This window comes from Robiginitalea sp. SC105, from assembly GCF_014243345.1.
GTDB lineage: Bacteria > Bacteroidota > Bacteroidia > Flavobacteriales > Flavobacteriaceae > Robiginitalea.
In genome coordinates, this window is record NZ_JACLZF010000001.1 from 294,110 (window position 1) to 319,918 (window position 25,809).

General features: G+C 56.1%; 26 protein-coding genes. 8 read left to right on the top strand and 18 right to left on the bottom strand.

Features of this window, described 5'->3' with window-relative positions:
- Positions 1 to 82 precede the first annotated feature (82 nt).
- From H7F20_RS01280 to H7F20_RS01295, 4 genes are all read right to left on the bottom strand, one after another.
- Complete coding sequence (locus tag H7F20_RS01280) at positions 83 to 667, bottom strand: DUF3332 domain-containing protein (RefSeq protein ID WP_185784341.1); 585 nt, start codon at positions 665 to 667, stop codon at positions 83 to 85.
- Between the two features lie 183 nt (positions 668 to 850).
- Positions 851 to 1,111: a 50S ribosomal protein L27 gene (gene rpmA, locus H7F20_RS01285; RefSeq protein ID WP_185784342.1), complete on the bottom strand. Its 261-nt coding sequence runs from the start codon at positions 1,109 to 1,111 to the stop codon at positions 851 to 853.
- Positions 1,112 to 1,150: 39 nt separating this feature from the next.
- Positions 1,151 to 1,726 carry a 50S ribosomal protein L21 gene (rplU, locus tag H7F20_RS01290; RefSeq protein WP_185784343.1) on the bottom strand — a complete coding sequence of 192 codons (576 nt, stop codon included), beginning with the start codon at positions 1,724 to 1,726 and terminating at the stop codon, positions 1,151 to 1,153.
- A 121-nt stretch (positions 1,727 to 1,847) separates the two neighbouring features.
- Entirely contained in the window at positions 1,848 to 2,300 is a 453-nt protein-coding gene (locus tag H7F20_RS01295; RefSeq protein ID WP_185784344.1) for a DUF4199 domain-containing protein, read from the bottom strand.
- A gap of 219 nt (positions 2,301 to 2,519) precedes the next feature.
- Between H7F20_RS01295 and H7F20_RS01300 the strand changes: the two genes are divergently transcribed.
- Both H7F20_RS01300 and H7F20_RS01305 read left to right on the top strand, forming a co-directional pair.
- Positions 2,520 to 3,839 carry a pitrilysin family protein gene (locus H7F20_RS01300; RefSeq protein ID WP_185784345.1) on the top strand — a complete coding sequence of 440 codons (1,320 nt, stop codon included), beginning with the start codon at positions 2,520 to 2,522 and terminating at the stop codon, positions 3,837 to 3,839.
- 4 nt (positions 3,840 to 3,843) lie between these two features.
- Positions 3,844 to 5,922, top strand: coding sequence for a pitrilysin family protein (locus H7F20_RS01305; protein ID WP_185784346.1), 2,079 nt, complete (start codon positions 3,844 to 3,846; stop codon positions 5,920 to 5,922).
- A 1-nt stretch (position 5,923) separates the two neighbouring features.
- Here the strand turns inward: H7F20_RS01305 and H7F20_RS01310 are convergent, their stop codons facing one another.
- Entirely contained in the window at positions 5,924 to 6,838 is a 915-nt protein-coding gene (locus H7F20_RS01310; protein ID WP_255443943.1) for a DMT family transporter, read from the bottom strand.
- Between the two features lie 51 nt (positions 6,839 to 6,889).
- Between H7F20_RS01310 and H7F20_RS01315 the strand changes: the two genes are divergently transcribed.
- The gene (locus H7F20_RS01315; protein ID WP_255443944.1) at positions 6,890 to 7,345 is read left to right on the top strand and encodes a hypothetical protein; all 456 of its coding nucleotides are present in this window, start codon (positions 6,890 to 6,892) and stop codon (positions 7,343 to 7,345) included.
- Between the two features lie 72 nt (positions 7,346 to 7,417).
- Here H7F20_RS01315 and H7F20_RS01320 read toward each other — a convergent pair whose 3' ends face one another.
- The 5 genes from H7F20_RS01320 to mutY are packed head-to-tail and all read right to left on the bottom strand — an operon-like array spanning position 7,418 to position 11,871.
- The gene (locus H7F20_RS01320; protein ID WP_185784347.1) at positions 7,418 to 8,395 is read right to left on the bottom strand and encodes a pyridoxal-phosphate dependent enzyme; all 978 of its coding nucleotides are present in this window, start codon (positions 8,393 to 8,395) and stop codon (positions 7,418 to 7,420) included.
- 28 nt (positions 8,396 to 8,423) lie between these two features.
- A complete protein-coding gene (gldD, locus tag H7F20_RS01325) occupies positions 8,424 to 8,981 on the bottom strand; it encodes a gliding motility lipoprotein GldD (RefSeq protein ID WP_185784348.1) in 558 nt (185 codons plus the stop codon).
- Positions 8,971 to 10,299, bottom strand: a complete 1,329-nt coding sequence (locus H7F20_RS01330; protein ID WP_185784349.1) for a gliding motility-associated protein GldE — start codon at positions 10,297 to 10,299, stop codon at positions 8,971 to 8,973. Before H7F20_RS01330 ends, gldD begins: the two co-directional genes overlap by 11 nt.
- An 18-nt stretch (positions 10,300 to 10,317) precedes the next feature.
- Complete coding sequence (locus H7F20_RS01335) at positions 10,318 to 10,782, bottom strand: single-stranded DNA-binding protein (protein ID WP_185784350.1); 465 nt, start codon at positions 10,780 to 10,782, stop codon at positions 10,318 to 10,320.
- A 15-nt stretch (positions 10,783 to 10,797) separates the two neighbouring features.
- On the bottom strand, positions 10,798 to 11,871 hold the full coding sequence (gene mutY, locus H7F20_RS01340; RefSeq protein ID WP_185784351.1) for an A/G-specific adenine glycosylase: 1,074 nt from the start codon (positions 11,869 to 11,871) through the stop codon (positions 10,798 to 10,800).
- 100 nt (positions 11,872 to 11,971) lie between these two features.
- Between mutY and H7F20_RS01345 the strand changes: the two genes are divergently transcribed.
- The 4 genes from H7F20_RS01345 to H7F20_RS01360 all read left to right on the top strand — a co-directional run bounded on the left by H7F20_RS01345 (position 11,972) and on the right by H7F20_RS01360 (position 17,097).
- Positions 11,972 to 12,262 carry an HU family DNA-binding protein gene (locus H7F20_RS01345; RefSeq protein WP_185784352.1) on the top strand — a complete coding sequence of 97 codons (291 nt, stop codon included), beginning with the start codon at positions 11,972 to 11,974 and terminating at the stop codon, positions 12,260 to 12,262.
- Between the two features lie 255 nt (positions 12,263 to 12,517).
- A complete protein-coding gene (locus H7F20_RS01350) occupies positions 12,518 to 14,080 on the top strand; it encodes a ribonuclease E/G (protein ID WP_185784353.1) in 1,563 nt (520 codons plus the stop codon).
- 117 nt (positions 14,081 to 14,197) lie between these two features.
- Positions 14,198 to 16,606: an amylo-alpha-1,6-glucosidase gene (locus H7F20_RS01355; protein ID WP_185784354.1), complete on the top strand. Its 2,409-nt coding sequence runs from the start codon at positions 14,198 to 14,200 to the stop codon at positions 16,604 to 16,606.
- 2 nt (positions 16,607 to 16,608) lie between these two features.
- Positions 16,609 to 17,097, top strand: coding sequence for a regulatory protein RecX (locus tag H7F20_RS01360; protein WP_185784355.1), 489 nt, complete (start codon positions 16,609 to 16,611; stop codon positions 17,095 to 17,097).
- A 61-nt stretch (positions 17,098 to 17,158) separates the two neighbouring features.
- Here the strand turns inward: H7F20_RS01360 and H7F20_RS01365 are convergent, their stop codons facing one another.
- From H7F20_RS01365 to bioA, 4 genes are all read right to left on the bottom strand, one after another.
- Positions 17,159 to 18,022, bottom strand: a complete 864-nt coding sequence (locus tag H7F20_RS01365) for a cupin-like domain-containing protein (RefSeq protein WP_185784356.1) — start codon at positions 18,020 to 18,022, stop codon at positions 17,159 to 17,161.
- Positions 18,023 to 18,100: 78 nt separating this feature from the next.
- The gene (gene bioB / locus H7F20_RS01370) at positions 18,101 to 19,189 is read right to left on the bottom strand and encodes a biotin synthase BioB (RefSeq protein WP_185784357.1); all 1,089 of its coding nucleotides are present in this window, start codon (positions 19,187 to 19,189) and stop codon (positions 18,101 to 18,103) included.
- A gap of 60 nt (positions 19,190 to 19,249) precedes the next feature.
- Entirely contained in the window at positions 19,250 to 20,434 is a 1,185-nt protein-coding gene (locus tag H7F20_RS01375) for a beta-ketoacyl synthase N-terminal-like domain-containing protein (protein ID WP_185784358.1), read from the bottom strand.
- 4 nt (positions 20,435 to 20,438) lie between these two features.
- Entirely contained in the window at positions 20,439 to 21,713 is a 1,275-nt protein-coding gene (bioA, locus tag H7F20_RS01380) for an adenosylmethionine--8-amino-7-oxononanoate transaminase (protein WP_185784359.1), read from the bottom strand.
- A 63-nt stretch (positions 21,714 to 21,776) separates the two neighbouring features.
- On the opposite strand from bioA, the gene H7F20_RS01385 reads away from it, so the two are divergent.
- Entirely contained in the window at positions 21,777 to 23,258 is a 1,482-nt protein-coding gene (locus H7F20_RS01385) for a glycosyltransferase family 39 protein (protein WP_185784360.1), read from the top strand.
- On the opposite strand, the gene bioD is transcribed toward H7F20_RS01385, so the two are convergent.
- From bioD to H7F20_RS01405, 4 genes are all read right to left on the bottom strand, one after another.
- On the bottom strand, positions 23,243 to 23,896 hold the full coding sequence (gene bioD / locus H7F20_RS01390; RefSeq protein ID WP_185784361.1) for a dethiobiotin synthase: 654 nt from the start codon (positions 23,894 to 23,896) through the stop codon (positions 23,243 to 23,245). The two genes, H7F20_RS01385 and bioD, sit on opposite strands and share 16 nt — an antisense overlap.
- Positions 23,866 to 24,252, bottom strand: coding sequence for a DUF2007 domain-containing protein (locus H7F20_RS01395; protein ID WP_185784362.1), 387 nt, complete (start codon positions 24,250 to 24,252; stop codon positions 23,866 to 23,868). The genes bioD and H7F20_RS01395 overlap by 31 nt, the downstream gene beginning before the upstream one ends.
- Positions 24,245 to 25,402, bottom strand: a complete 1,158-nt coding sequence (locus tag H7F20_RS01400) for an aminotransferase class I/II-fold pyridoxal phosphate-dependent enzyme (protein ID WP_185784363.1) — start codon at positions 25,400 to 25,402, stop codon at positions 24,245 to 24,247. The genes H7F20_RS01395 and H7F20_RS01400 overlap by 8 nt, the downstream gene beginning before the upstream one ends.
- A 114-nt stretch (positions 25,403 to 25,516) precedes the next feature.
- The gene (locus H7F20_RS01405; RefSeq protein WP_185784364.1) at positions 25,517 to 25,795 is read right to left on the bottom strand and encodes a F0F1 ATP synthase subunit epsilon; all 279 of its coding nucleotides are present in this window, start codon (positions 25,793 to 25,795) and stop codon (positions 25,517 to 25,519) included.
- Positions 25,796 to 25,809: the final 14 nt, after the last annotated feature.

Here is a 25,809-nt window from a genome sequence, read left to right on the forward strand (position 1 = left end):
CACAAGGCCGTCTTATCGGATAAAATAAAAAACCCCGGCTGGTGAACCCAGCCGGGGTTTTTCGATGAATTTCAACCGGGGATTATTTCGCCTCGGCGAGCATACCATCCAGGGTATAGCAATCCCGGTACTCCCGGATAAGGGCGAGCCCTTCCTCCCGGGTCGTCTGCTGGTTCATGCGCAGTTCCTTGCCGTCGGGCATGTAGACGATGTAGAACCCCTCTTCCATGCGGGAAAGCGGGATGATCTCCCCGCTGGGGCGGATCGCATTCCAGGATTTCTCGTCCGGCCGGTAAAAGAGTTCTATTTTGCCGCCTTTTTTGGGTCCTTCCAGAACTTTAACGGCCATGCGGTTTTTGGTGGCCTTCAGTTCGTAGGTATTCCCCTGGTATTCGACCAGTTGCACCTCGGATTCCCCCTCGCGCATGGCAACCGGGTTGGAGCCGGACCAGAATTCAATCACGTTGAAGATCAGCGTGTCCCCGAGAAAGAACAACCCGTAGACCGGGATGATATTCAACCCCCAGAAAACCAGGTTGTTGACAAATTTACTGTCGGAGATACCCATGTTCCAGTCCTTCAGGTTATTGAACGCGCTGAAGGAGCCCAGACAGCTGCTGAACAGCAGCGTGGAGGCCAGGGCAACGGCCATAATTGATTTTTTCATGCTAGTGGTTTTTTAAGATTCCCGTAAAAAGTAATCCAAAAACACCTTACGGCACAAGTCCAATTCGAAAATTTTAGGCTTAAAAATGCGCCAATAGTGACCAGGGCAGCCTGAATTGGGCATAAAAAAGCCCTGGGACGGAAAGTACCGGCCCAGGGCGTGCGTGTAATCCAACGCAGGGTGTTACGCCTCGCTTGGTTCGATGGAGACAAAGGATTTGCCTCCTGACTTTTTATCGAAACGGACAATACCGTCCACTTTGGCGTGCAGGGTATGGTCCTTACCCAGATACACATTGTCGCCGGGGTTATGACGTGTGCCTCGCTGGCGGACAATGATATTGCCTGCAACAGCCTTCTGGCCACCGAATATCTTTACGCCCAGGCGTTTCGATTCCGATTCGCGTCCGTTCTTAGAACTTCCTACACCTTTCTTGTGAGCCATGATCTGTTAGATTTTTGGGAAACGCTTCCCGGTTCAAATTTATTTTCCGCCCAGGGCTTCGATCAACTCCGCCTTCTTCATGGAAGAATAGCCGGTGATTTCCTGAGCCTTTGCCATTTCGCGCAATTCCGCTACCGTTTTGGACGACAGGTCCTCAGCGGCCTTCGGGGCTGGCTTGGCCGGAGCTTTCTTCTCGGCGGCTGCCTCCTTTTTGGCTTCGGCCTTGGCCGGGGCTTCTTTTTTGGCGGGGGCTGCCTCTTTTGTTGCAGGCTCTGCTTTCTTAGGAGCAGCTTTTTTGGCCCCTTTGGCAACGATGCCCTCAATCATCAATTCGGTTAATGACTGGCGGTGTCCGTTTTTCTTTTGGTAACCTTTTCTGCGTTTTTTCTTGAAGACAATAACCTTGTCTCCCTTCAGGTGTTTTACGACTTTAGCCTCTACTGCGGCTCCGTCTATAGCCGGGGCGCCGATGGTTACTGAATCCCCGTCCCCGATAAGAAGCACCTGGTCAAAGGAAACCTTCTGACCTTCTTCTTCCCGGAGGCGGTGGACATAAACCTTCTGGTCTTTTGCAACTTTGAATTGCTGCCCTGCTATCTCTACAATTGCGTACATAGCGTATCCGTTACTTTTGTTTTTGAATTACCTCCGATCCGGGCGCTCCACGTCCGCTACCGTCAAAGGCGGGTGCAAATATACTGCTTAATTCACAACTGGCAAGGCTGGTACGGGGATTTTAGGAAGATTTTTTAGGGTTGTTGGAAGATTTAAACAACTGCATAAAAGTGAGGGTCAGAACGACCGTCGTCGCGAAGCCCATGATGGCTACGGTGAAGAAGACAATCCCCTCAAAGTCCTTGAAATCCTTGAAGAAGGTAGTGGAAAGGTTGGACAGGAAGTCGGTGTTGACCTCCGTGCTGTAGAATGCAAAGAAGATGGTGAAAACTAGCGTGGCAACAAATCCCGTCACAACCCCGGCCGTAAAACCCCTTCCGTAATTGAAGCGATCCCCGGACCGCAACCGGAAGACCTTGATCGCCTCATAGATGCCGAATCCGGTTATCACCCCGTTGAACAAGCTGAAAAAAACATTGGTATGCATGTCAAAGAGGGAAAGGATCAGGAAATAGGCAATCAGGCAACCGCTGGTCGCCAGTCCGAAACGGACGGGAAGTGCATATAGCGTCATAGTGAAATGCTGTTATTTGGATGATTTAAAGATAACATTATTGTGGCAATATCCATGTCCTGAAGCCCCGTAAATCGGGCTGACCGCTTTTTGCCTATTAACAAAGTGTTAAAACACCCGGGGCACCGGGAATAATTCTACAGAATCTCTTTATTTTAGAAAAAAACAGCTAACGTAAGAAGAATCCTTCACCCTTTATTGCTTAACACCATACCAGAAATGAAAAAAAATTTCCTATCAGCCCTCCTACTGGGCGCCACTCTGTTGGTACAGGCCCAGGAAGTCGCATTCCAGGAATACGACCTCGACAATGGCCTGCATGTCATCCTGCACCAGGATAATACGGCCCCGGTAGTGGTCACTTCGGTGATGTACCATGTGGGGGGCAAAGACCGGACGGAAGGCCGGACCGGTTTCGCCCACCTGTTTGAACACCTGCTCTTTGAAGGGACCAAAAACATCGAAAAAGGCAAATGGTTCGAAATCGTCTCCTCCCGTGGCGGTCAGAACAATGCCAACACCTCTCAGGACCGGACCTATTACTATGAGGTTTTCCCCTCCAACAACCTGGAGCTCGGCCTTTGGCTGGAGTCCGAACGCATGCTGCACCCGGTCATCGACCAGAAGGGACTGGACACCCAGATAGAAGTAGTCAAGGAGGAGCGCCGGCTCCGGTACGACAATTCGCCTTACGGCCAGATCCTCCCCGTCCTGGGGAATAACCTCTTTGAATCCCACCCCTATAAGGATCCGAATATCGGGTATATGGAAGACCTGGAAGCTGCCAGTCTGGAAGATGTGATCGCCTATAACGAAAAGTATTACGTACCCAACAATGCGGTCCTGGTGGTTGCCGGCGACATCGATACGGCCGAAACGCGCACGCTTGTACAGAAATATTTCGGCGAAATCCCGGCAGGCGATCAGATCAGCCGGAGTTATCCCGTGGAACAACCGATTTCCGGCGAGGTGCGGACTACCTTTTACGACAAGAACATCCAGATCCCCGCTTCGATCGTCGCCTACCGCACCCCGGGTTTCAAACAACGGGATGCGTATGTGCTGGATATGATCTCGTCCTACCTGTCCGACGGCAAGAGTTCCAAGCTCTACAAAAAGCTGGTGGACGACCAGAAACAGGCCCTGCAGGTAGGCGCCTTCAATATCGGCCAGGAGGATTACGGGATGTATGTGGTCTTTTGCCTCCCTGTAGGGGAAACGCCCCTGGACACCCTTGTTACCGAAGTCGAGGAGGAAATAGCCCGGGTAAGGATGGAACTCGTCTCCGAACGGGATTACCAGAAGCTCCAGAACAAATTCGAAAACCGGTACGTGAATTCAAACTCCAGTATCCAGGGCATCGCATCCTCCCTGGCTACCAATTATATGTTATACGGGGATACGGAACTCATAAATAAGGAGATCGAAATCTACCGTTCCATTACCCGTGAAGAAATCCGTGAGGTGGCCATCAAGTACCTCAAGCCCAACCAGCGTGTCGTGATCGATTACCTGCCGGAAGAACAACAAGAAAATTAAAAAAATGAAAAAGAGCATATTCCTATATCTGTTAGTTGCAACCTGTTTTGGCTTAAATGCCCAGACAGACCGGTCCCGGATGCCGGAGCCCGGGCCTGCTCCCGAAATCAACCTGCAGGATCCGCAGCGTTTTGAATTGAGTAACGGCCTGAAGGTCCTGGTGGTGGAAAACCACAAGCTCCCCCGGGTCACCATCCAGCTCTTGCTGGACAACCCCCCCATCCTGGAAGGGGACAAGGCCGGCGTGGCCTCCCTCATGGGAAGCCTGCTGGGCAATGGCTCCAAAAATATCCCAAAGGACGAATTCAACGAGGAGGTAGATTTCCTGGGGGCCACCATCAATTTTGGTTCCCAGAGCGCCTTTGCCCAGTCCCTTAGCTCCTATTTCCCGCGCATCCTCGAATTGATGGCCGAGGGCGCCCTCTACCCGATGTTCACGGAAGAGGAATTTGAAAAGGAAAAAGAAAAATTGCTCACAGCCCTGAAAGCAGGGGAAAAAGACGTTTCCGAAATAGCCGGTCGGGTGCAACGGGCCCTGGCCTACGGAAAAAACCACCCCTATGGGGAATTTACCACCGAGGAGACCGTCAACAACGTGACGCTTTACGACGTGGAGGAATTCTACAGGAACTATTTTGTTCCCGCCAATGCCTACCTTGTGGTCATCGGGGATGTTTCCTTTGAACAGGTCGAGGAACTGGTTACCGAATACTTCACGCCCTGGACCAAGGCTGCCCCGCCGACATTTGCCTTTTCGGCGCCCTCGGACGCCCAGTATACCCAGGTGAATTTTGTGGACATGCCCAATGCCGTACAGTCGGAGATCGCCGTCCAGAACCTCGTGGAGCTGCAGATGAACGACCCGGATTACCTGCCTGCCCTGGTAGCCAACAGGATCCTCGGTGGCGGGGGCGAGGCGCGACTTTTTATGAACCTCCGGGAAGATAAAGGGTACACCTATGGTTCGTATTCCAGTATCAGCAGCGACAAATATGGCCCCTCCCGCTTCCGGGCCACAGCCAGCGTCCGGAATATGGTTACCGACAGTTCGGTGGTGGAAATCCTGAAGGAAATCAAACGCATCCGGGAAGAGCCCGTTTCGGACAAGGAACTGGAGATCGCCAAGGCCAAATACACGGGTAGTTTCGTGCTGGCACTGGAACAACCCGCTACCATTGCGCGTTACGCCCTGAATATCGAAACAGAAAACCTGCCCAAGGATTATTACAAGACCTACCTGGAGCGCATCAGCAACATCAGCAAGGAGGACGTGGAGCAGGCCGCCCAGAAGTATTTTGAACCCTCCAACGCGCGTATCGTGGTAGCCGGAAAGGGGAGCGAAGTACTGGAAAACATCGAAAACATCACCTTCGAGGGTCGCAAGGTCCCCGTGAAATACTACGACAAAACCGCTTCCCCGGTTGAGAAGCCGGATTACAGCGCATCCGTCCCGGAAGGGACCACGGTCCAATCCGTCATTGACCGCTTCTTGGAGGCAATCGGGGGCAAGGACCAGATCAGCCAGATCGAGTCCCTCAAACTGGTGTACCAAGGCAATGCCATGGGCGCTACCATCCGGGTTGAAGAGGTCCGCACCGCCGACCGCTATGCCCAGACCACCTTCATGAACGACAACCCGATGATGGGCGTAGTGGCCAAGGGGGACGAACTCTATATGAAACAAGGGCCCAACAAAATGCCCCTGCCCGAACAGATGAAAAAGGACATGCAGCAGGTGATGGGGATTTTCCCGGAACAGGCGGTGGCCGGTAACCCGAATGCCAAATTAGCGGGCACGGAAGAGGTGGCGGGCAGGCCCGCCTACCGCATCGATGTCCCCGGGGAGACCATCCAGGCAAGCTACTATTACGACGTGGAAACCGGCCTGAAGGTGAAGGAAGCCTCTGTGATCAACATGAACGGGCAGACCCAGAACCAGGAAACGCTGATTTCCGACTACCAGGAGGTGGATGGTATCCTGTTCCCTTCCGTAAAAAGCCAGTCCATGGGGCCGCAGCAAATTGAAACGACGCTGCAGGAGGCCGTGGTGAACTACTCCGTCCAGGAGTCTGATTTTGACTGACCTATTTCCCGGACCCGATATCAGGCGCCTGTTTCTGCAGGCGCCTTTTTTTGTTCACCAGGTAAACCCCCAGCAGGATGAGACCGGCGGCCCCCAGTTGTTTAAGGCCAAAGGGCTCCCCGTCCGCCAGGCCCCACAGCACACCGACCACGGGTATCAGGTAGGTTACAGATACCGAGAAAACGGGCGTCGAAATATGGATCAGGTGGTTAAAGAGGACCTTGGCCACACACGTGCCAAAGGCACAGAGCAGGAAGAGGTAGCCGATGGACGGCCAGAATTCCGGATTCTGGCGCACGGGCTCGCTCAGGGCACCGGATACGCCGGTGAGGACCAGGGCAGGCAACAGGATACAGATAAAGTTCCCGACTGCAATCCCCATTGGGCTGACCCCGGAAAGCTTGCTCTTGATGATATTGGCATTGCAGGCATACCCCAGGGAAGCCAAAACCACCAGGCCGGCATACCAGTAATTCCGCCCCGGGCTGACCATGGACCCGAAACCGATCAGGAGGAGGGCTCCCGCAAATCCGACCAGCACACCGATCAATTGGTTCCGGTAAAAGGAGATGCCAAAGGCAAAATAGCCCACAAACAATGTAAAAAGGGGTACGAGCGAATTGAGTACCGCGGCGACCGAACTGGCGATTTCCGTTTCGGCAAAGGCAAACAGGTACATGGGAAACAGGCTTCCGACCACCCCGCTCAGGGCGATCCACTTCCACTGCTTTCTGCCGATGGTTTTCAGGGACCTGAAACCTATGAGAAGCAACATCCCCGTGGCCATTACGATACGCACACTCCCGAGCTGGAGGGGGGTGAACCCGATAAGCGCCTTTTTGATCAGGATATAGGAACTCCCCCAGATCACTGCCAGGACCAATAAATACATCCACCTGCGTCGGGTATCACTCATGGGGGCAAAATTGGGGCAAAGTTCCTACTTTTGAAGGTATAAACCGAAGCAATGAAGCATTTATTGAACCCCGGCGCCCTTTGGGGCCTTGTTCTCGGAGGAGCCTTGCTCCTGGCGGGCTGCAAAGGGGAAAAGAAGCAGGAAACGGATACGGGATCGGACCGGATGGCCGAAGTGGTTGCCATCCACGATGAGGCGATGAACGAAATGAAGACCATCTCGAAACTGGTGGCCGAGCTGAAACCGATTGCCGATTCCACCGGGGCCGGCAGTCCCTACCAAAAGGCGATGACCGACCTGCAGGACGCCTATCAGAGCATGATGGACTGGATGCGGGGCTTCGGGGACCGGTTTGACCATGAGGAAGTCATGAAGGGCAAAGCCCTGAGCCCTGAAAAAAAGGAATGGCTGGAAGAGGAAATGGTAAAAGTACAGGCGATGCGCGACAAGGTATTGGGGAGTATCGAACGGGCCCGGGAGGTCCTTGAAAACAGGCCGGAAGAATAACCTCCTCCTGAAACCTGACACCGCATTGGCTACGGGGGCATTTAACCGCAAGGCCCCACGGTGGCCCTCCTGCTAGAACGGCAGGTCGCCCAGGTCCACGTTGCCGCCGGATACCAGGATGCCGGTGCGTTTCCCGCGGAACCGTCCGGGTTCCTTCAGTACAGCCGCAAATGCCACGGCGCTCGAGGGTTCGATCACGATTTTCATCCGCTCCCAAACCAGCCGCATGGCACTGATAATTTCATCTTCCTCCACCCGGATAATGGTCCGGACATGCTGCCGGATGACCGGGAAAGTATGGCTGCCCAGCACGGTGCGCAACCCATCAGCGACCGTATCGGTGCGCTCGTTTTGTTCAATCCGCCCACTTTGCAGCGACCGGTAGGCATCGTCCACTGCCATCGGTTCCGCACCAACCGGCTCGCAATCGTAGCCGAAACAGGCCGTCGCCAGGCTGGTGCCGGCCAACAATCCCCCACCCCCTACCGGGGCCACCACCACATCCAGGTCCGGGACCTCCGCCAGCAATTCCATGCAGGCCGTGCCCTGGCCCAGGAGCACCATCGGATCGTTGGAAGGGTGGATAAACACGGCTCCCGTTTCCCTGCCAATCCGGGCTGCCTCCGCTTCGCGGGCCTCAAGGGTTGGCTTGCAGAGGACAATGCGGCCCCCGTAGGCAGCCACGGCCTCCCGTTTGACCCGGGGTGCATTTTCCGGCATGACGATGTGGGCCTCCATGCCAAGGCTTTGCGCCCCCAGCGAGAGGGCCTGTGCAAAATTGCCCGAGGAATGGGTGACCACCGCACGGATTTCCCGCTGTTCCTTCAGGCGCAGCAGGGCATGCGTGGCCCCGCGGATCTTGTAGGAACCCCCCCGCTGGAAATTTTCGCATTTAAAAAAGAGCTGTGCCCCCGAAAGCCCGTCGAGCTGCTTCGAGCTCATTACCGGCGTCCTGTGGACATAAGGCGTTACCAGGCCCAGCGCCCTTTCCAGGGATTGTGCGGTACCTTCCGCATCGAAACCGGCCAATTCTCCTTGGTTTGCTTTCATCTCAGTGGATTGCTTCTGCCTTAATGGGCTATTTCCATCTCAGGCTTTCCATGATACGCCGGATATCCTGCTGGAGGTACACGGCTGCCGGGAGGATGGAATCGTAGTTGGGATTGGCATCGAAGTACAGGGACCCTATCACAAAATGATCGGTGCTGTCGGTTACGTAAAACTGGGACTGGGAGGCAGCGTCGCCACGCACCTCGTAAAACATGCCGTATACCCCATGGTCCGGGTTGATGTAGGGTTGTTCCACGATATTATCCGCCTTTACCACATGTTCGTAAGACAGTTTCTGGGCGTCCGACAACAGGGACCGCAGGTTGTCTGTTACCGGTTTATAGGAAATGAAGATGGATCCCTTCATCTGCGGGTAATCCAGGACCAGGTTACAGCCTTCCTTCAGGTCTTCCACAGCCATCTGGTTGTATTCAAACTCGTATGGGCATTCCGATTCGAGCACCCTGTAGGCTTTCCGGGGGTATTCGAGCCGGAGCATGGCCTTGGGTTTCGGCAGGGTTTCCTCCCCGCAACCCCCCAGCAATATCAGGGAAAAAACGGTCAACGGCATCCATTTAAGCTTCATCCGGCAAGGTAATTTTTATCTGTTTTAATCGCTTTTTATCCACGCTTTCCACCAGGAACCGGTAATTGTTGAATACCACAGACTCCCCCCGTTTGGGGAAGTTGCCTGCAATTTCCAGCACAAAGCCGGCAATGGTTTCCGATTCGCCCTTTTGCTGTTCAAACGGCTCCGGGTCCTTAATGCGGGCCACCCGGTAAAAATCTTTCAGGTTGGTCTTCCCCTCAAAGACATAGTTCAGCTCATCGAGCTTGGAATAGACCAGGTCCTCGTCGTCAAATTCATCGCTGATATCCCCCACAATCTCCTCGATCACATCCTCCAGGGTCACAATGCCCGATGTCCCGCCGAACTCGTCCACCACTACCGCCAGGTGGTTCTTCTTGCTCTGGAATTCCAGGAGCAGGTCGTCCAGCTTTTTGTTTTCCGGCACAAAGAAAGGTTCGCGTATCAGGGTAATCCAGTTAAAAGTCTTCCGGTCCAGGTAGGGAAGCAGGTCCTTCACGTAGAGCACGCCCAGTACGTTGTCCAGGTTTTCCGAAAATACCGGGATGCGCGAATAGCCATTCTTCTTGATCTCATCGAGGACTTCCGGGAACTTCATCCCCTCGTTCAGCGCAAATATGTCGATCCGGGGCCGCATGACCTGTTTGGTATCCGTATTGCCGAAGGAGACGATCCCCTGGAGTATTTTCTGCTCCTCCCGGGTCGTGTCGCCTTCGGAGGTCAGCTCCAGGGCCTGGGAAAGGTGGTCAACGCTCAGGTTTGATTTTTGTTTGCCCAGGCGCCTGTACAAGAGGATGGTGCCGGAGCGCATGGGGGTGGTCAGGGGGGTAAAAAGGATATCCAGCGCCTTGATGGGATAGGCCATTCGCAGGGCAAAGGCCTGGCGGTTCCGGTTGGCGTATACCTTGGGCAGGATTTCCCCGAAAAGCAGGATCAGGAAAGTCGCCAGCACGATTTCCAGGACAAAGCGGAGCGAGATAAACCCGAGGTAGACCTGGTCCACCCCGGCAAACAGGGTTTCGCCCACATTGGTCAGGAGCAGGACGATCCCAATATTGATCGCATTGTTGGCGATCAGGATGGTGGCCAGGAGTTTCTTGGGTTTTTTCAGCTGGCGGAAAACGATGTTGCCCTGGGTACTGCCCGAATCACGGAAGGCGTTGCGCTCGGTCTGGGACAACCCGAAAAAGGCCACCTCGGCCCCTGAAATAAGCGCAGACCCTCCCAGCAGAACCAACAACAGGACGAGTTTGGAAATCAGCAGCACGTCTGTGCCGATCTGTAGGATTACCGCACTTAGGGGTTCAGGGTCCAATAGCGTCGATTAGGTTATTTAAAACGGAAGGTCGTCCTCCTCTTCGGGGGTATCCACCGGGGCCGGCCGCTGTCCGCCCTGGGAACCCTGGCCTGCGGACGTCTCCCGCGAGGGCGCAGTGCCCTGGGGAGGCCCGGTCGGGTCATTCCGGTTTGAGAGGAAGGTAAAATCCGTAGCCTGTATCTCGGTTGTATACCGGGTATTGCCGTCCTCACCCTGCCACTGGCGGGTCTTGAGCCGGCCTTCCACATAGATCAGGTCGCCCTTGCTCAGGTATTTCTCGCAGACTTCGGCCGCCTTGTTCCGAACCACGATATTGTGCCATTCGGTATTGGTGACTTTCTCGCCCGTCTGACGGTTCGTATAGGATTCGTTGGTGGCGATGGGAAAACGGCCGATGCAGTTGCCGCCTTCAAAATAATGCAACTTCACTTCATCGCCCAGATGCCCGATCAGCATCACTTTATTCAGTGTTCCGCTCATATCTTTTCTCTTGGCTCAAAAGTACGAATTTTTAGCCGTATCCATAAAATCAGAAATAAGCACGGGAACCGGCAACCGTTCCGTTTCGGGCAGGGCCAGGGCATGGTCCGGCAGGGGGCCGGTGTGGGCGATCCAGAAGGTGGTGTACAGGTGCTGGTGGGACAGCTTGTGCACCAGAGGGGAATCGTTGAACCGGACCGTCCGGTGCACCTCGGCCGGGCCCGGCCCGCAGTGTTCCCGGAGCAACCTGTCGATTTCCTCCCGGGTTGGGTCCTGTTGCTGCTCCAGCAGCGGGAACTCGTAGAGCCCCCGCCAGATCCCCGGACCATCCCTGCGGGACAAAATCGTCCGCAAGGAGGCGTCCAGCGGAACGATATAGTGGAAATACCGTTTGCGAACGGTTGTCCTGCCCTGTTTTACAGGACGGTCTGCCACGGTACCGGAAGCACGGGCACCACAGGAATCCCCCAGGGGGCAGTTCCCGCAGTCCGGGTTTGTGGGAACACATTGCAGGGCCCCGAATTCCATCAGGGCCTGGTTGTACGTCCCGATCCGGGAGGAATCCATCACTTCCCGGGCCAGCGTGTCGAAATACCTGCGTCCGGGGCCTGTATCCATGGGCAGGGGAATATCAAAATAACGACCCAGGACGCGATAGACATTGCCGTCCACCACCGGATGGGGCAGGTCAAAGCAAATGGAGGCAATGGCGGCGGCGGTATAGGGTCCTACCCCCCGGAGGGCCCGCAACCCTTCATAACTGTCCGGGAATTGCCCGTCCATTTCAAAGGCTACCGTTTTGGCGGTTGCATGAAGGTTCCGGGCCCTGGAATAATAACCCAGCCCCTGCCAGAGCTTGAGCACTTCCTCCTCCGACGCATCGGCCAGGTCCGCCACAGTTGGAAACCGTTCGCAGAAACTCAAATAATAGGGCGTCCCCTGGGCCACACGGGTCTGCTGGAGGATGATCTCCGACAGCCAGACCCGGTAGGGGTCCCGGGTTCCCCTCCAGGGCAACTCCCTTTTGTGGATGCGGTACCATTCCAATATCCTGTCTGAAAAATCGGGGTGCCCCGGGGATGCTTGCAAGCCTATCTGGTTTAAGTACTTAAAATTAATTCGTTGGCCGAAAGATTCAATAATATTTATATATTTGCAACCCTGAAAACCTACAGTTAATTATTTCAAAATGACCAAAGCGGATATCGTATCAAAAATCTCAGAGAAGCTGGGAATGGAAAAAGGAGATGTACAAGCTACCGTAGAGAGCTTTATGGAAGAAGTGAAATCATCTCTGGAGAATGGTGACAATGTTTATCTGAGAGGATTTGGAAGCTTCATCATCAAGACCCGTGCAGAAAAAACCGGTCGCAATATTTCCAAGAACACAACCATCAAGATTCCTGCCCACAACATCCCGGCATTCAAACCGGCAAAGGTCTTCGTAGAAGGCGTGAAGAGCAACGTGCAGGTTAAATAAGAATCGTTAAGAAGTAGTTATGCCGAGTGGTAAGAAAAGAAAGAGACATAAGGTAGCAACCCACAAGCGTAAAAAGCGCAGGAGAGCTAACCGCCATAAGAAAAAGTAGTCCTAGCACTACTTTTTCATTTTAGATACGTTCATTGACATAGAAATTCCTATCGGGATTTCGACGGGTTTACGATATAACCTGCAATTATTATTGTTTAATCTTTCGGGTCCGGTTTGCCGGGCCGCGAAATAAAAATTAATCAGGTGAATAGAGAATTAATCGTAAGATCCAATTCCAATTCCGTCGATTTTGCCTTGCTTAAAAATGGGAAACTCATCGAGCTTCACCAGGATGAAGACGATCACAAATTCAACGTTGGCGACATTATGCTCGCCAAAATCCGGAAACCGGTTACCGGGCTCAATGCAGCCTTTGTAAACGTGGGGTATGAGAAGGATGCATTCCTTCACTATCACGACCTCGGCCCTCAGCTGAAAAGTATGCTGAAATTCTTAAAGATGGCCCGTTCCGGAAGGATGAAGGACTTTTCCCTCAAGAATTTTCCATTGGAAAAAGATATCGACAAGAATGGCAGCATCAAGGATGTTGTCAAGCCGAATCAAACCATGCTGGTGCAAATCGTCAAGGAGCCTATCTCTACCAAAGGACCCCGTATCAGCTCTGAACTTTCCATAGCAGGACGGTACCTTATTCTGGTTCCCTTCTCCGACCGGGTATCCGTGTCGCAGAAGATCGGCAGCAAGGAGGAAAAAGACCGCCTCAAAAGGCTGGTACAAAGCATCAAGCCCAAAGGGTTTGGCGTAATCATCCGGACTGTTGCGGAAGGCAAAAAAGTAGCGGAGCTGGATAAGGATCTCGAGAATCTGATGTCCAAATGGATATCGATGTGCAAGAAAATCAACCGGGCGTCCACCCCCTCCAAGGTGTTGGTGGAATTAAACCGCGCCTCTTCGATCCTGCGCGACGTCTTCAACGATTCCTTCAGCGGAATCCACGTGGATGATGAAACGCTGTATAACCAGATCAAGGATTATGTACACGAAATCGCCCCAGACAAAGAATCCATCGTAAAGTTGTACGCTTCCAACGTGCCTATTTTCGAAAAATTCGGAATAGAGCGCCAGATAAAGACCTCTTTCGGACGCACCGCGTCCATGAGCAAAGGGGCCTACCTGGTTATCGAGCATACTGAAGCCCTGCACGTCATCGACGTGAACAGCGGCAACCGCTCCACAAAAGCCAAAAATCAGGAAGATACGGCCCTTGAAGTCAACCTCATCGCCGCTTCGGAGGTGGCCCGCCAGCTCAGGCTGCGGGATATGGGGGGGATCATTGTGATCGACTTCATCGACATGGTCCGCCCGGACCACCGCAAGAAACTGTACAACCAGTTACGGGATGAAATGAAGGACGACCGCGCCAAACACAAGATTTTGCCTCCGAGCAAATTCGGTTTGGTACAGATCACCCGCCAACGGGTACGCCCCGAGGTGAACATCAAGACCACCGAGGTGGATCCCAGCGGTAAAGGGGAGGAAGTGGAAGCGCCCATCGTGCTGATCGAGAAAATCAGCGATGAACTGGAGCGCGTCCTCAAAGGCGAAGGCAAGGAAAAGGCAATCACCCTGAATGCCCATCCCTTTATCGCCGCCTATCTGACCAAAGGGTTCCCTTCCATACGTTCCAAATGGTTTCTGGAATTCAAGAAGTGGATCAAGATTCAGCCCCGGGACGCCTATTCCTATCTGGAGTACCGCTTTACAGATAAAGACGGGGCTCCCTTGGAGGAAGCTCAGGAAGCATAGACAAAACAGCCGCCATTCCAGCGGCTGTTTTTTTTTGTCCTGATGGGTCGTTTCACCCCGTGCGGCTTTTTTAGGGAATGCCTACATTTACAGGGAATAATTCACCATACCGGCAACATGCAAACCATCCGAATCATCCCTTTCCTCGCACTGGCCATACTGGGAGGTTGCGCTCCGGGGGAACCCGGGGAACCGGACTCCTTTGGCGACCTCCTGAAAAACAGCCCCGCCATCAGCGGGAAACTGGCATACCTGGAAAGCCCGTATGTGACCCCGGGGAACCGGGCCTATATGGTAGGCCACCAGGACGGTTCCTTTCCCGAGATCGGCTGGCATATCCCGGGGGAAATGGGCGGCATCTGGATGCATCCCGTCAAGCTTATGGACGGGTTCCACACGGAAATCCGCGTTGGCGGCCAATTACTCCCCAAACCCGATTCGACCCTTTTTGTCAATTATCCCATGGCAAACAGCCACCGGTGGGAATGGAAGGGGCAACCCCTGGTGGTCCGCCGCGTGCAATTTTCCCCGGACGACCTGCCCGGCGTTGCCCTGGAATACGTGTTTGAGAATCCGGGTCCCGAACCCCTGCAACTGGAATTCGACTTTTTCGGGGCCGCCGACCTCAGGCCTACCTGGCTCGGGGAACGCACGGGCATGACCGATGGCCCGGATTCTGCCTCCTTCGATCCGGAAGAGGGTACCTGGACCGCCCGGGATGCCGGCCAGCCCTGGTTTGTCACCTGGGGGGCCGACCGGGCTCCCCGGGAGTCCCTGTCCCCCAGGACCGACAATGGGTACAAGGGCAACGGGGTTACCGCGGGCCTGCGCTATTCCCTGGAAATACCAGCCAAAGGGTCGCAAAGGATCCGCTTTGCCATTGGCGGCTCAGACACCTCTGCCGCACTGGCCGGCCAGGTTTGGAAAAAAGTCCTGGAGGATGCACCCACCCTGCTCGTCGGGAAACGCGACCGGTACGAGGGCCTGGCAGCACTTAGTAAGCTGACCATCCCGGACAAGGACCTGCAGGAGGCCTTTGAATGGCTTAAATACAATTCGGACTGGATGGTGCAAACGGTGCCGGGGATCGGGACGGGCATCACCGCCGGCATCCCGGATTACCCCTGGTGGTTCGGGGTGGACAGCGAATACGCCCTCCGGGGGTATATGGCTGTCGGCCAGGACGCGGTTGTTTTCGAAACCATCCGGTTGCTGGACAGCGTTTCCCGGGCCGTGAACGGCAACGGGCGTATCCTGCACGAAATGTCCACCAACGGCGCGGTTTTCAACCCCGGCAATATCAACGAGACCCCCCAGTTCGCCTCCCTGGTCTGGCATGTTTACCGCTGGAGCGGCGACCGGGAATTCCTCAGGGCGTATTTCCCGACGATCCGGCAGGGGCTGGACTGGCTGCTCCGCGAGAACGATGCCGACGGGAACGGCTTCCCGGATGGGTTCGGGATGATGGAGATTCACGGGCTGGACAGCGAAATGATCGACGTGGCCGCCTATACGCAGGCGGCCTTCGAACACGCCTCGAAAATCGCGGCCGTCCTGGGAGAAAGCGAATTGTCCGAAAGGTATTCCACCAAGGCGGGGCAGCTGAAGGATCGCATCAATTCGGACTTCTGGTCGGAGCCGAACAATTCCTATGCGGACTTCCGGGGGACTGACCAACAGGCGCTGCGCCTGATCGAAGATGCGATTGTCCGTGCGGACACCCTGGACAAACCCTGGGCAGTAGCTGAACTCGAAGCTACCCGTGAATCCCTCAGGGGAAACCCTGCAACCGGGGTGCGGCCATTTGTGCTTCACCATAACTGGGTGGTGAATACCCCCATGGAAATGGGCATTGCAGATTCGGCCCGGGCTTTACGGGCCCTGGAAACGGCCCGGAAATTCACCAACCCGTTCGGTGTTTTTGTTACCGGCATCGACCGGGATGAAACGGCCGGATCCGATGCGGGATCTTTCCGGGGCAGCAAGGCCTTCTCCTATACCGGGGCGGTAATGACTTTGCCCACCGGGGTGCTTGCCGTGGCGGAAAACAACTACGGCCGGCCCGACCGCGCCCTGGATTACCTCCGTCGCATGACGCGGAGCTTCAGCTTTGCGCTGCCCGGGAGCATGTACGAGGTTTCCCCCGATTACGGCATGATTGCACAGGCGTGGAATATCTATTCATTTGCCGTTCCCGTCGTGGAACAGTTCTTCGGCATCCAACCGATGGCATCGGAGCGCAAAATCAGGATTGCCCCCCAAATGCCAGGGGCCTGGAAGGAAGCTTCCCTGGAGCACGTGCAGGTTGCCGGCAATTCCATTTCCGTCTATTACCGGGAAGTAAACGGGGAGCAGGCCACCCTGCAGGTAACACAAACCTCCGGCTGGGAACTGGAGATCCCACTGAGCGCCGAACAGGCAGCAAATTCCGTGGTGGAAGGGGGGGGAATGGAACAGGCTACCGACGGTGCCTACCGTGCATTCAGCACCTCCGGATCCCTGACGGTAACCTACCCCATAAACTGACCATGGGGCAATTCGGAAGGAAAAACTACACGGTGGAAGACGCCACCCGGCGCATGGAGCGCTATTGTGCCTACCAGGAACGATGCCACCAGGACGTAGTGGATAAATTGCGGGAGATGCGGATGATCCCTGAAGCCATCGACCAGATTGTCGTTCACCTGATCCAGGGGAATTTCCTCAGCGAGGAGCGGTTTGCCATGGCCTTTACCCGCGGGAAGTTCCGGCAGAAGTCCTGGGGGCAGAACCGGATCCGAAGGGAACTGAAAATGCGGGGGATTTCCGATTTCCTGATCCGCAGGGCCCTGGGGTCCTTTTCCGAACCCGAATACCGTGCCCAATTTCAGCACCTCGCGGAAAAACGGCTGGAATCGCTCCAAGGGAAACCACCAGCCGAAATACAGCAAAAATTATACAACTACCTGTATTACCGGGGATGGGCTTCAGATTGGATCTATGAATTCCTGAATGGGAAAACCCTGTCGGGCCCTTGATGGGGGGACGGTTCTCCTACCGGATTTGACCCTATGGCTTGACGTGGTGCCTATTAGCGATTCAAATGCCCCCAAGGTGTTTATTGGTGCGGGAAATCGCCTGCTCATTCTTCCGCTCGATCCACTGCTGACCCTGGATCTTCCGCATCATGGTATCGTAATGCCGCATGATAAAAATATTGTACAGGGCCTTGCTCAGGTTTTTGGGGTTCCGGGCAATCGCCCTCAGGCTCATTGAAAACCCGGGGGTGATATAGCGCATATAATGCCAGTACCCCTCCGGGATATAGAGCACCTCCCCGTGCTGCAGTTCCGCGCGGTACCCGTTGACATAGCGGAGTGCCGGCCACTGGGAAAGGTCCGGGGCCGAAAAGTCGATGCTTTCGTGGGTGATCAGGGAATGGGGCACCCGGTAGAGGTACTTGTTTTCCGACTGGGAAAACAGGATGCATTCCTTCCGGCCCTCAAAATGGAAATGGAAAATGTTGGCCAGGTCGATGTCGTAGTGCATGAAGGTGTAGGAATCCTGCCCCCCGAAAAACAACATGGGCAGGCTCTTCATCAGGCGCAACCCGAAGTCGGGATACTCAAAATCCTCCTGCAGCCGGGGTACCTCCCGAAGGATATTCCACAGGAAGATCCGGTACCGGGTGGGTTCCCGCCGGAGCAGGTCGATATAGTCGGCCATGCGCATTTTTGCATGGGGTTCGTTGAACCCGTCCTTGTGGTCTACCGGCCGGTCGTCATACAGGGGGACGGTCAGGTCACCGGCAACTTCCCGGATGTAGTCCAGGTTCCACTTCTTATAGGCCGGCCAATCCTCTATGGCCTTTTCAATGACCACCGGGGTCTGCGTCCTGAAGAAATCGCTGAGGAACGCCTCTTTGGAGATCGTAGTTACCCGTTGTACGTGCTGTAGGTACACCTCGCTTTGATTTTAGCAACCTAAAGGTAATAATCCCTGCAATTTCTCCGCAGGATTATTCCCGAAAGGCAGAACTGCTTATTGCTTTTTGCCGGCACGGGCCTCCTGGTTCCGGGGGATGGTATGACCCGGTCGGCTCCAGCGGGGTTTTTCGCCCAGGGGTTCCAATTCGGATTCGGCGGCTTCCACCGTCCGGGGCTGGGCCTTCTTGACAAAGGGTTTCTGGGGCTGCAGCCCGAGTTGCCTGAAGAGTTCCATATCCTCCGCCACATCGGGATTGGGCGTGGTCAGCAATTTATCCCCTGCAAAAATGCTGTTGGCCCCCGCAAAGAAACACAGGGCCTGGCCTTCAGGACTCATTTGGGTACGGCCCGCAGAGAGGCGGACCTGGGTTTCCGGCATCACGATCCGGGTAGTCGCAACCATCCGGACCATTTCCCATATGGACACGGGTTCCATCTCCTCCATGGGGGTGCCGGGTACGGCCACCAGTGCATTGATCGGCACGGATTCCGGTTGCGGGCTGAGCGTGCTCAGGGCAACCAACATGCCGGCGCGGTCTTCCACGCCTTCCCCCATCCCGATGATCCCGCCGCTGCAAACGGTGACATTGGTCTTCCGGACATTCCCGATGGTTTCTAACCGGTCTTCAAAAGCCCGGGTCGAGATGACATCCTTGTAATAGTCTTCCGAAGTATCGAGGTTGTGGTTATAGGCATACAGCCCGGCCTCGGCAAGGCGCCGGGCCTGGTTTTCGGTAAGCATGCCGAGCGTACAGCAAACCTCCATATCCAGTTTGTTGATGGTCCGGACCATCTCGAGCACGTTATCGAACTCCGGGCCGTCCTTGACGTTCCTCCACGCAGCCCCCATGCACACACGGGAACTGCCGGAAGCCTTTGCCCGGAGCGCCTGGGCTTTGACCTGGCTGACGCTCATCAGCTCGTTGCCTTCGATATCCGTGTGGTACCTGGCCGCCTGGGGACAATATCCGCAGTCCTCGGGGCATCCACCCGTCTTGATGGACAACAGGGTGGAAACCTGAACCGTATTCGGGTCATGGTGCATTCTGTGTACCCCGGCCGCTTCGTAAAGGAGCTCCATGAGGGGGCGGTTGTAGACTTCAAGTATTTCTTCCCGGGTCCAGTCGTTTCGGATCGCACTCATATATATTACGCTTAGTGGTATCAAAAATAGGCTATCCCCCGGGAACCTCCAATTCCGGAATCAGGACAGGGTCTGTGCCTGTATTTTGGCGCGCTCCAGCAGGATGCTTACCGCATTGCCCCCGAAGCCGACGGCATTTACGAGTATATAGTCCAGGCGACCGGGCCTTTTGGCACCTTCCAGGAAGGGAATGCCAATAAATTCCTGGTTGAGGAGCATCCCCACGGCGAGCTCCAGGCTCAGGACCCCGGAAGCCCCAAGGGTATGCCCTATTTTCCATTTATTGGAGGTTACCGCAGGCATTTCCGCCCCGAACACGGCCTCGATTGCACGCAATTCTGCCAGGTCCCCTTTTCGGGTTCCGGGGGCATGCGCAATCACCACATCCACTTCCCCTGCCGGCAAATCCCCGAGGGCGAGGCGCATGGATTCCTGCAGGCAGGCCGCATCTGCCGAAAGGGAAACGGCGTGTTTCAGTTTCTCCGTGGCATAGCCCACCCCACGGATGGTGGCCAGCGACCGCGGGTGGATACCTGGTTCCAGGCAAACAGACCCGGCCCCTTCACCAAGGACCATGCTGTTGTTGGTTTTTGAAGGGTCCAGGGAAAGGCAGGGAAAGCCGGTTTCCTCCCTGCTGTAGATCTTGAGGGCCTGCATCTGAGCCAGGGTAAACCCCGTGAGCGGGGCCTCGCTCCCCCCGCAGAGGAACCGGGGCGCCATGCCGGAACGAAGCCAGGCCACCCCGTTCAGGAGTGCGTGAAGGGCGGTGGAACAGGTAATGGAATGGGACAGGCCGGGGCCTGATGTGCCCAGGTCCTGCGCCACCCAGGAGGCAATGTTTCCAAGGGTGGTGCTGGGCGATGCAAGGGAAGGGACCCGCCCCGATTGGGAATACTCCCCGAAATACCGTTCGAACAGGCCGGTGGCACCCCGGGATGAGCCGATATTTACGCCAAATTTTTCATCCCGTCCCCAGCCCGCCTGCTTTACCGCAATCCGGCTGGCCAGGATGGCCAGGAGGACGCTGCGGTCCAGGGCGGCGTACTCCGGACGGGATCCTGTAAGATCCGAAAGGGCCTCCCCGACAACGTCCGGGAGTTGCCCCGCCCAGGCCGGGTCCCCTGGGAACGCCCCGCGGGTCAGGTAGTGGCCCGGATCCCGGTATGCCTGCCAACTGCAATCCGCCCCAAACCCCAGGGGTGAAACCGTTCCTATTGCCGTAATTGAAATTTCCAGCGGGGCCATGGGGTTATCGGATGAATTCCAGAACCTCCTCCAGCGCCTGGTACAGCTTTTGGAGTTCTTCGTTTGTTATGACATAAGGGGGCAGGATGTACACCGTATTCCCAAGGGGCCGCAGATACACCCCGCGGTCCATGAAAAAGCTGTAAAGCGTATCCCGGAGGTTCCCGTACCGCTCCCCTTCAACGGCCAGGTCCATCGCAAAAATGACGCCTATATGCCGGGCTTCCCTTACGCGGGGGTGCTGGCTGACCTTCCGGGCAAATTCCGCGTGGGAAGCGGTAATACGCGCAATATTTTGCTGCATTTCAGCGGTTTCAAGCAATTCCAGGGCAGCCAGGGCGGCGCTACAGGCCAGCGGGTTCGCCGTATAGGTATGCCCGTGGAAAAAACCCTTTTCGATGGAATCACTGTAAAAGGCCCCGAATACCGCGGCAGAACAACTGGTGATCCCCATGGGCAGCAAACCGGCCGTCAGCGCCTTGGACAGGCAGATCAGGTCCGGGCTTAACGGGAGTTGCTCGGAGGCAAAAAAGGTCCCCGTTTTGCCAAAACCCGTCATGACCTCATCGGCAATGAGCAGTGCCCCGGATTCCCGGACCCGTAGGAGGATCTTCCCCAGGCCCTCCGGGTCATGGGTCTTCATGGCGGCAGCTCCCTGTACCAGCGGCTCATAGATAAACCCGGCGACGGGCGCCTCCTCCAATACGCGTTCCAGGGCGTGCAGGCTTTCGGTAGCAGCGGCATCCCGGGGGACCGGGATGCGACGCACTTCGAGGGCCATCCCTTCAAAAGGCCCGTTGTAGACAGAGAGGCCCGAAACCGAGAGCGCCCCGAACGTATCCCCGTGGAATCCAGACTCAAATGCCAGGAGCACCGGTCGCGGGGCACCGAGGTTGTGGTGGTACTGCAGGGCCATCTTGATGGCGACCTCCACGGCGGTGGAGCCATTCTCCGAAAAAAACAGTTTCTCCTGGTTTCCCGGCAGGCGGGCGATCAGCTTCTCGGACAACCGCACGGCCGGTTCATGGGTAAACCCGCTGAAAACCACCTGGTCCAGTTGCTGCATCTGCGCCGCAACCGGTCCGGTGATCCGGTCGTTACAGTGGCCGTAAACTGCGGTATACCAGGAGGAGATTGCGTCGATGTAGGCCTTTCCCTCCGTATCGTACAGGTAGACACCGCTGGCCCGTGACAAGGCATGCGATTTGGCGTGCGTCTTGTGCTGGGTGAGCGGGTGCCAGATGTGCTTTGCGTCTCGCTGGGAAAGATTGTGCCGCATGCCGGAAGGAACTAAGGTTGATTTTCTATCTTGCAAAGATGAGAAATAATCGGAACTAGCCCTATGTTTCAAAGGATGATCCTCCGGGTTGGCCGACACGTCACCCAGGCCCGGGGACACGTGATTTTTCTGTATTTCCTGACAGCCTCCTTCCTGATCAGGCTGCCCTTTTTCTTCCGGGACTACATCGACCGGGACGAGAGCACCTTTATCCTGGTTGCCCAGTCCCTGGTGGAGGGACACCTGCCCTATACGGAACTCTGGGACCTGAAACCCCCCCTGGTATTCCTGTTGTTTGCCGGACCTATCTGGTTGTTTGGCAAAAGCTTTATCGCCATTCGGGCCCTCGGGTTGCTGGCGGTCACCGCCATCGCCTACTCCACCTATCGCATCGGGTCTTCCCTGTATGGGAAAACGGCAGGTTTCCCGGCCGGGTTGCTCTGCTTGTTCCTGATGAGCCTCTTTGGCAGTGTGCAGGGGGTGATGTCGGAACACCTAAGCATGGCCTTCATGCTTCCGGCCGTATGGCAGCTGATCTACCGGAAAACGGCCCGGGGTTATTTTGTGGCCGGCCTGTTGCTCGGACTGACGGTCCTTGCCAAAAGCAACCTGGCCGTTGCCCTGGTGGTGGCCGGGGTGTACCTTGCCGGCAGGGCCTGGCAAAACCGGGACCGACGGGAATGGGCCCGTCTTGGCCTCCTGGTCATCGGGGGCACCCTGGTGGTTTTCCTCACCCTGCTGCCTTACCGGCTCTCGGGGCAACCGGAACTGTGGTGGGGAGCGGTGGTGCAGGCCCCCCTGGCCTATTCGGGGGAACAGGAAGGCCTTTCATTTGGCCAGCTTCCCTTTTATGCGCTGGTAGCTGCAGGGCTGTGGCTGGCCTGGAAACGGCGCTGGCTGGACCCCGGGCTTCCAGGCAACGGGTTACTTACGGCCCTCCTGGCGGGAATCCTGCTTTCCTTTATCTCGGGCGGGAAACTCAATGGCCATTACCTGTTGCAATTCTACCCCTTGTTCCTGGTGGTCCTGTTCGGGGTGTTGTCCCGGCTTGGAAGCCGGATACCCGAAACCCTTTGCGGCCTGAGCCTGGTGCTGTTGCTGGTAGTCCCTGTTGAATCCTACCTGGAATACGGGGCTGTCGCTGCCAATTACCGGGAGAAGGGAACGCTTTACAATGGGGAGGGCATCGATGTCCCCCGCTACCTGGTGAAGCATTACGGTGACCCCGGGCGGGTGCTCTTTTTTGAATACCATATCGGCTACTGGTTGCTGGATACGCTTCCCCCCAGCCCGGCAGCTACCCACCCGAGCAATATCTGCCGCCCCGCCCTCTATCCCTATATGCCCATAAACAGGCGTACCCCCGAGGCGGAAATCGATTTCCTGCTGGGGGAATTCCGCCCGGATTTTGTCATCTGCCGTGAGGGGAAAACCGTTTTTAACAGGTCGCACATGGAGGCAAATGCCTCGGTTATGAGCTACCTGCAGGTGTATTACCAACAGGATACCGTCCTGGGGCGGGCCGTCATCTACAAGAGGTTGTAAGACCGGAGGGCAGGCATAAACGAAGTTGCAACACGCCGGACCTGTGCGGGGGAAACCTCCTGCAACTCCTCGATGCGCCCCAGTACCTGCACACCTGTTTTTTGAAGTATGATCGATTCCGTACTCGGGTGGGGGTCCCCGCTGAAGATCAGGAAGGGCTCCAGGCCCCGGCGTTCCAGGCATTCCAGGGTCATCAGCGTGTGGTTGATGCTGCCCAGGTAATGGCGGGATACCACGATTACCCTGTACCCCGGTTCAATCAGGTCGCAGATCGTGTCCTGCCCGTTCAGGGGGACCAACAGCCCCCCGGCCCCTTCGATGACCAGGGTGTTCCGGGTGTCGGGTGTTTTGATTTCCTTCAGGTCGATGCGGATGTTGTCAATTTCGGCCGCGGCGTGCGGGCTCATCGGCGTGCGGAGCGCATAGGCGTTGGGGTGGATCACCGTTTTTGCATTGCTGATAAGGTCCCGAACCGTGTGGCTGTCCGATGCATCCAGGTCGCCGGCCTGTATGGGTTTCCAGTAATCGGCCTGCAAGGCCTCCACCAGGATGGCGGCCGCCAGGGTCTTGCCGACCCCGGTGGAAATCCCGGTGACGAACAGACGGTTCACGAATGGCCCTTCGTTATCATCCCGCATTGGGTGCAGCGATATTTAGGGGGTTCCAGAAAGGGGAAGAGCTTGTCCCTGAGTGTTTTGCGCATAAAATGGCGCTCACTCCGGGCGGCCTTGCAATTCGGGCAGACCACCGGGTTTCCGTGTTTGTCGAGGGCAAAGCGCCGGAGTCCGTCGTATACAGCATTGGCGCGTAAAAAGTCCTCCTTCTCCACCATCACCTTGACCCCGCCGGTTGCGGCAGCGGTAAAGGGCTGGGCCTGCATGATATTTGCATCCTTCAGGAATACGGGAATCCCCTCGGATTCGAGCTTCAGGCGGAGTATTTCGGCATCCGCCACCAATTCAAAAGACTCCAGGACTACGTAGCGGCTATTCATCGGCTCCGGGTTGATATTCCCTGGACAAGATACTCAAAACCCCCTGTATTTCATCGTCCGTATTGAAACTGTGCAGGCAAATCCGCAGGCATTCCATCCCCCTCGGGACCGTAGGGTACAGGATGGGCTTTACCAGGAAGCCCGCAGCGTTGATTTTCCTGCCCAATTCCCCGGCCCTGGCGGTGTCGCCCACGCGGAACGTCTGGATCGCCGCCCCACCCTGGTGAAAGCCTCCCGCCAGGCCGAAATCCGCGGCTTTTTCACGGAAACAGGCAATATTGGACCGGAGCCGGGCGCGGCGCTCGTCCCCCCCGGCACCGGTCAGGGTGTCATAGGCCTGCAGGATCCCTTCCAGGGTATCCGGCGGCAAGGCCGTGGTATAGATCAGGCTCCTGCTGAAATTGACGAGGTATTCCCGCAGGTCAGGCCGGCACAATATGGCCGCCCCATGGCGGCCCAAGGCCTTGCCAAACGTCACGATCCGGGCAAATACCGCTCCTTCCAGGCCGGATTCGGCAATAACCCCCTCCCCCTTCGGCCCGATGATACCGGCTGCATGGGCTTCATCCACCAGCAGCCGGAAACCTCGTCCGGCACAATAGGCGGCAAGCGCCTTCAGGTCCGGGCTGTCCCCTTCCATGGAAAATACGGATTCGGTAACTACGTAAGCCTCGGCCCCCCGGGGCACTCCGTCCGGAAGGACCTTGCCAACGCGTTCCTCCAGGCCCTGGAGGGAATTATGTGCAAAGGAAAAAGTGCGGGCCCGGCCCAGGGCCAATCCGTCCCGGATACTCGCATGTACGCTTTGGTCATAAAAAACGTAATCTGTCCGCTGGGGAACCGCAGAAAGCAGGCCGATGTTGGCATCGTACCCCGAATTGAACACCAGGGCGGCCTCCGAGCGGTGGACCGTACACAGGCGCTGCTCCAGGGAATCGTAAAGCGGGTGGTTGCCGCTGATTAGGCGGGATCCGCCGCTCCCCCGGCGTTTGGACCCCTCCTGGTAAACAGCGGGATCCTCCCGGGCAAACCCCAGGTAATCGTTGGAGTAGAAATCCACCCCTTCAGCAGCTGGTGACAGGGAGCGGAGGTTGCCTTCCCTTTCCCTCGCCATGAGCTTTTCCCGGAGTTTTGACGGTAATTCAGTCATAATCCAAAGATACTACATAGGGGGTATACTCGGATCGCTGGGGTCCGCATCCGGGAATAAAAAAAGCCCTGCCGCCTTTCGGTTGCAGGGCCCTGTGAATGTATAGTGATTGAATTAGTCAGCCAGTACGATCACCCGGTTGTTCTTCAGCTCGATGGTCCCGCTCCGGATAGGCAGGATGGTTTTCCCGTCCGTGCTCTTGCGGAACCGATCCGAAAATTCTTCGGCAATGCCGGTATTCCCGGTAAACCGGACCTCCCCTTCCTGGAGGAGGGATACAATAGGCGCATGGTTTTCCAGCATCTGGAACTCCCCATTGATCCCCGGTACGGTGACCGAAGACACCTCTCCTGAGAACAGGGTCGCTTCCGGGCTTACGATTTCTAAATGCATATCTGTCGGTTCAA

Coding starts and splice junctions, on each gene's coding strand:
- H7F20_RS01280 (WP_185784341.1), bottom strand. CDS start 667: ATGAAAAAATCAATTATGGCCGTTGCCCTGGCCTCCACGCTGCTGTTC.
- rpmA (WP_185784342.1), bottom strand. CDS start 1,111: ATGGCTCACAAGAAAGGTGTAGGAAGTTCTAAGAACGGACGCGAATCG.
- rplU (WP_185784343.1), bottom strand. CDS start 1,726: ATGTACGCAATTGTAGAGATAGCAGGGCAGCAATTCAAAGTTGCAAAA.
- H7F20_RS01295 (WP_185784344.1), bottom strand. CDS start 2,300: ATGACGCTATATGCACTTCCCGTCCGTTTCGGACTGGCGACCAGCGGT.
- H7F20_RS01300 (WP_185784345.1), top strand. CDS start 2,520: ATGAAAAAAAATTTCCTATCAGCCCTCCTACTGGGCGCCACTCTGTTG.
- H7F20_RS01305 (WP_185784346.1), top strand. CDS start 3,844: ATGAAAAAGAGCATATTCCTATATCTGTTAGTTGCAACCTGTTTTGGC.
- H7F20_RS01310 (WP_255443943.1), bottom strand. CDS start 6,838: ATGAGTGATACCCGACGCAGGTGGATGTATTTATTGGTCCTGGCAGTG.
- H7F20_RS01315 (WP_255443944.1), top strand. CDS start 6,890: ATGAAGCATTTATTGAACCCCGGCGCCCTTTGGGGCCTTGTTCTCGGA.
- H7F20_RS01320 (WP_185784347.1), bottom strand. CDS start 8,395: ATGAAAGCAAACCAAGGAGAATTGGCCGGTTTCGATGCGGAAGGTACC.
- gldD (WP_185784348.1), bottom strand. CDS start 8,981: ATGAAGCTTAAATGGATGCCGTTGACCGTTTTTTCCCTGATATTGCTG.
- H7F20_RS01335 (WP_185784350.1), bottom strand. CDS start 10,782: ATGAGCGGAACACTGAATAAAGTGATGCTGATCGGGCATCTGGGCGAT.
- H7F20_RS01345 (WP_185784352.1), top strand. CDS start 11,972: ATGACCAAAGCGGATATCGTATCAAAAATCTCAGAGAAGCTGGGAATG.
- H7F20_RS01355 (WP_185784354.1), top strand. CDS start 14,198: ATGCAAACCATCCGAATCATCCCTTTCCTCGCACTGGCCATACTGGGA.
- H7F20_RS01360 (WP_185784355.1), top strand. CDS start 16,609: ATGGGGCAATTCGGAAGGAAAAACTACACGGTGGAAGACGCCACCCGG.
- bioB (WP_185784357.1), bottom strand. CDS start 19,189: ATGAGTGCGATCCGAAACGACTGGACCCGGGAAGAAATACTTGAAGTC.
- H7F20_RS01375 (WP_185784358.1), bottom strand. CDS start 20,434: ATGGCCCCGCTGGAAATTTCAATTACGGCAATAGGAACGGTTTCACCC.
- bioA (WP_185784359.1), bottom strand. CDS start 21,713: ATGCGGCACAATCTTTCCCAGCGAGACGCAAAGCACATCTGGCACCCG.
- H7F20_RS01385 (WP_185784360.1), top strand. CDS start 21,777: ATGTTTCAAAGGATGATCCTCCGGGTTGGCCGACACGTCACCCAGGCC.
- bioD (WP_185784361.1), bottom strand. CDS start 23,896: ATGCGGGATGATAACGAAGGGCCATTCGTGAACCGTCTGTTCGTCACC.
- H7F20_RS01395 (WP_185784362.1), bottom strand. CDS start 24,252: ATGAATAGCCGCTACGTAGTCCTGGAGTCTTTTGAATTGGTGGCGGAT.
- H7F20_RS01400 (WP_185784363.1), bottom strand. CDS start 25,402: ATGACTGAATTACCGTCAAAACTCCGGGAAAAGCTCATGGCGAGGGAA.
- H7F20_RS01405 (WP_185784364.1), bottom strand. CDS start 25,795: ATGCATTTAGAAATCGTAAGCCCGGAAGCGACCCTGTTCTCAGGAGAG.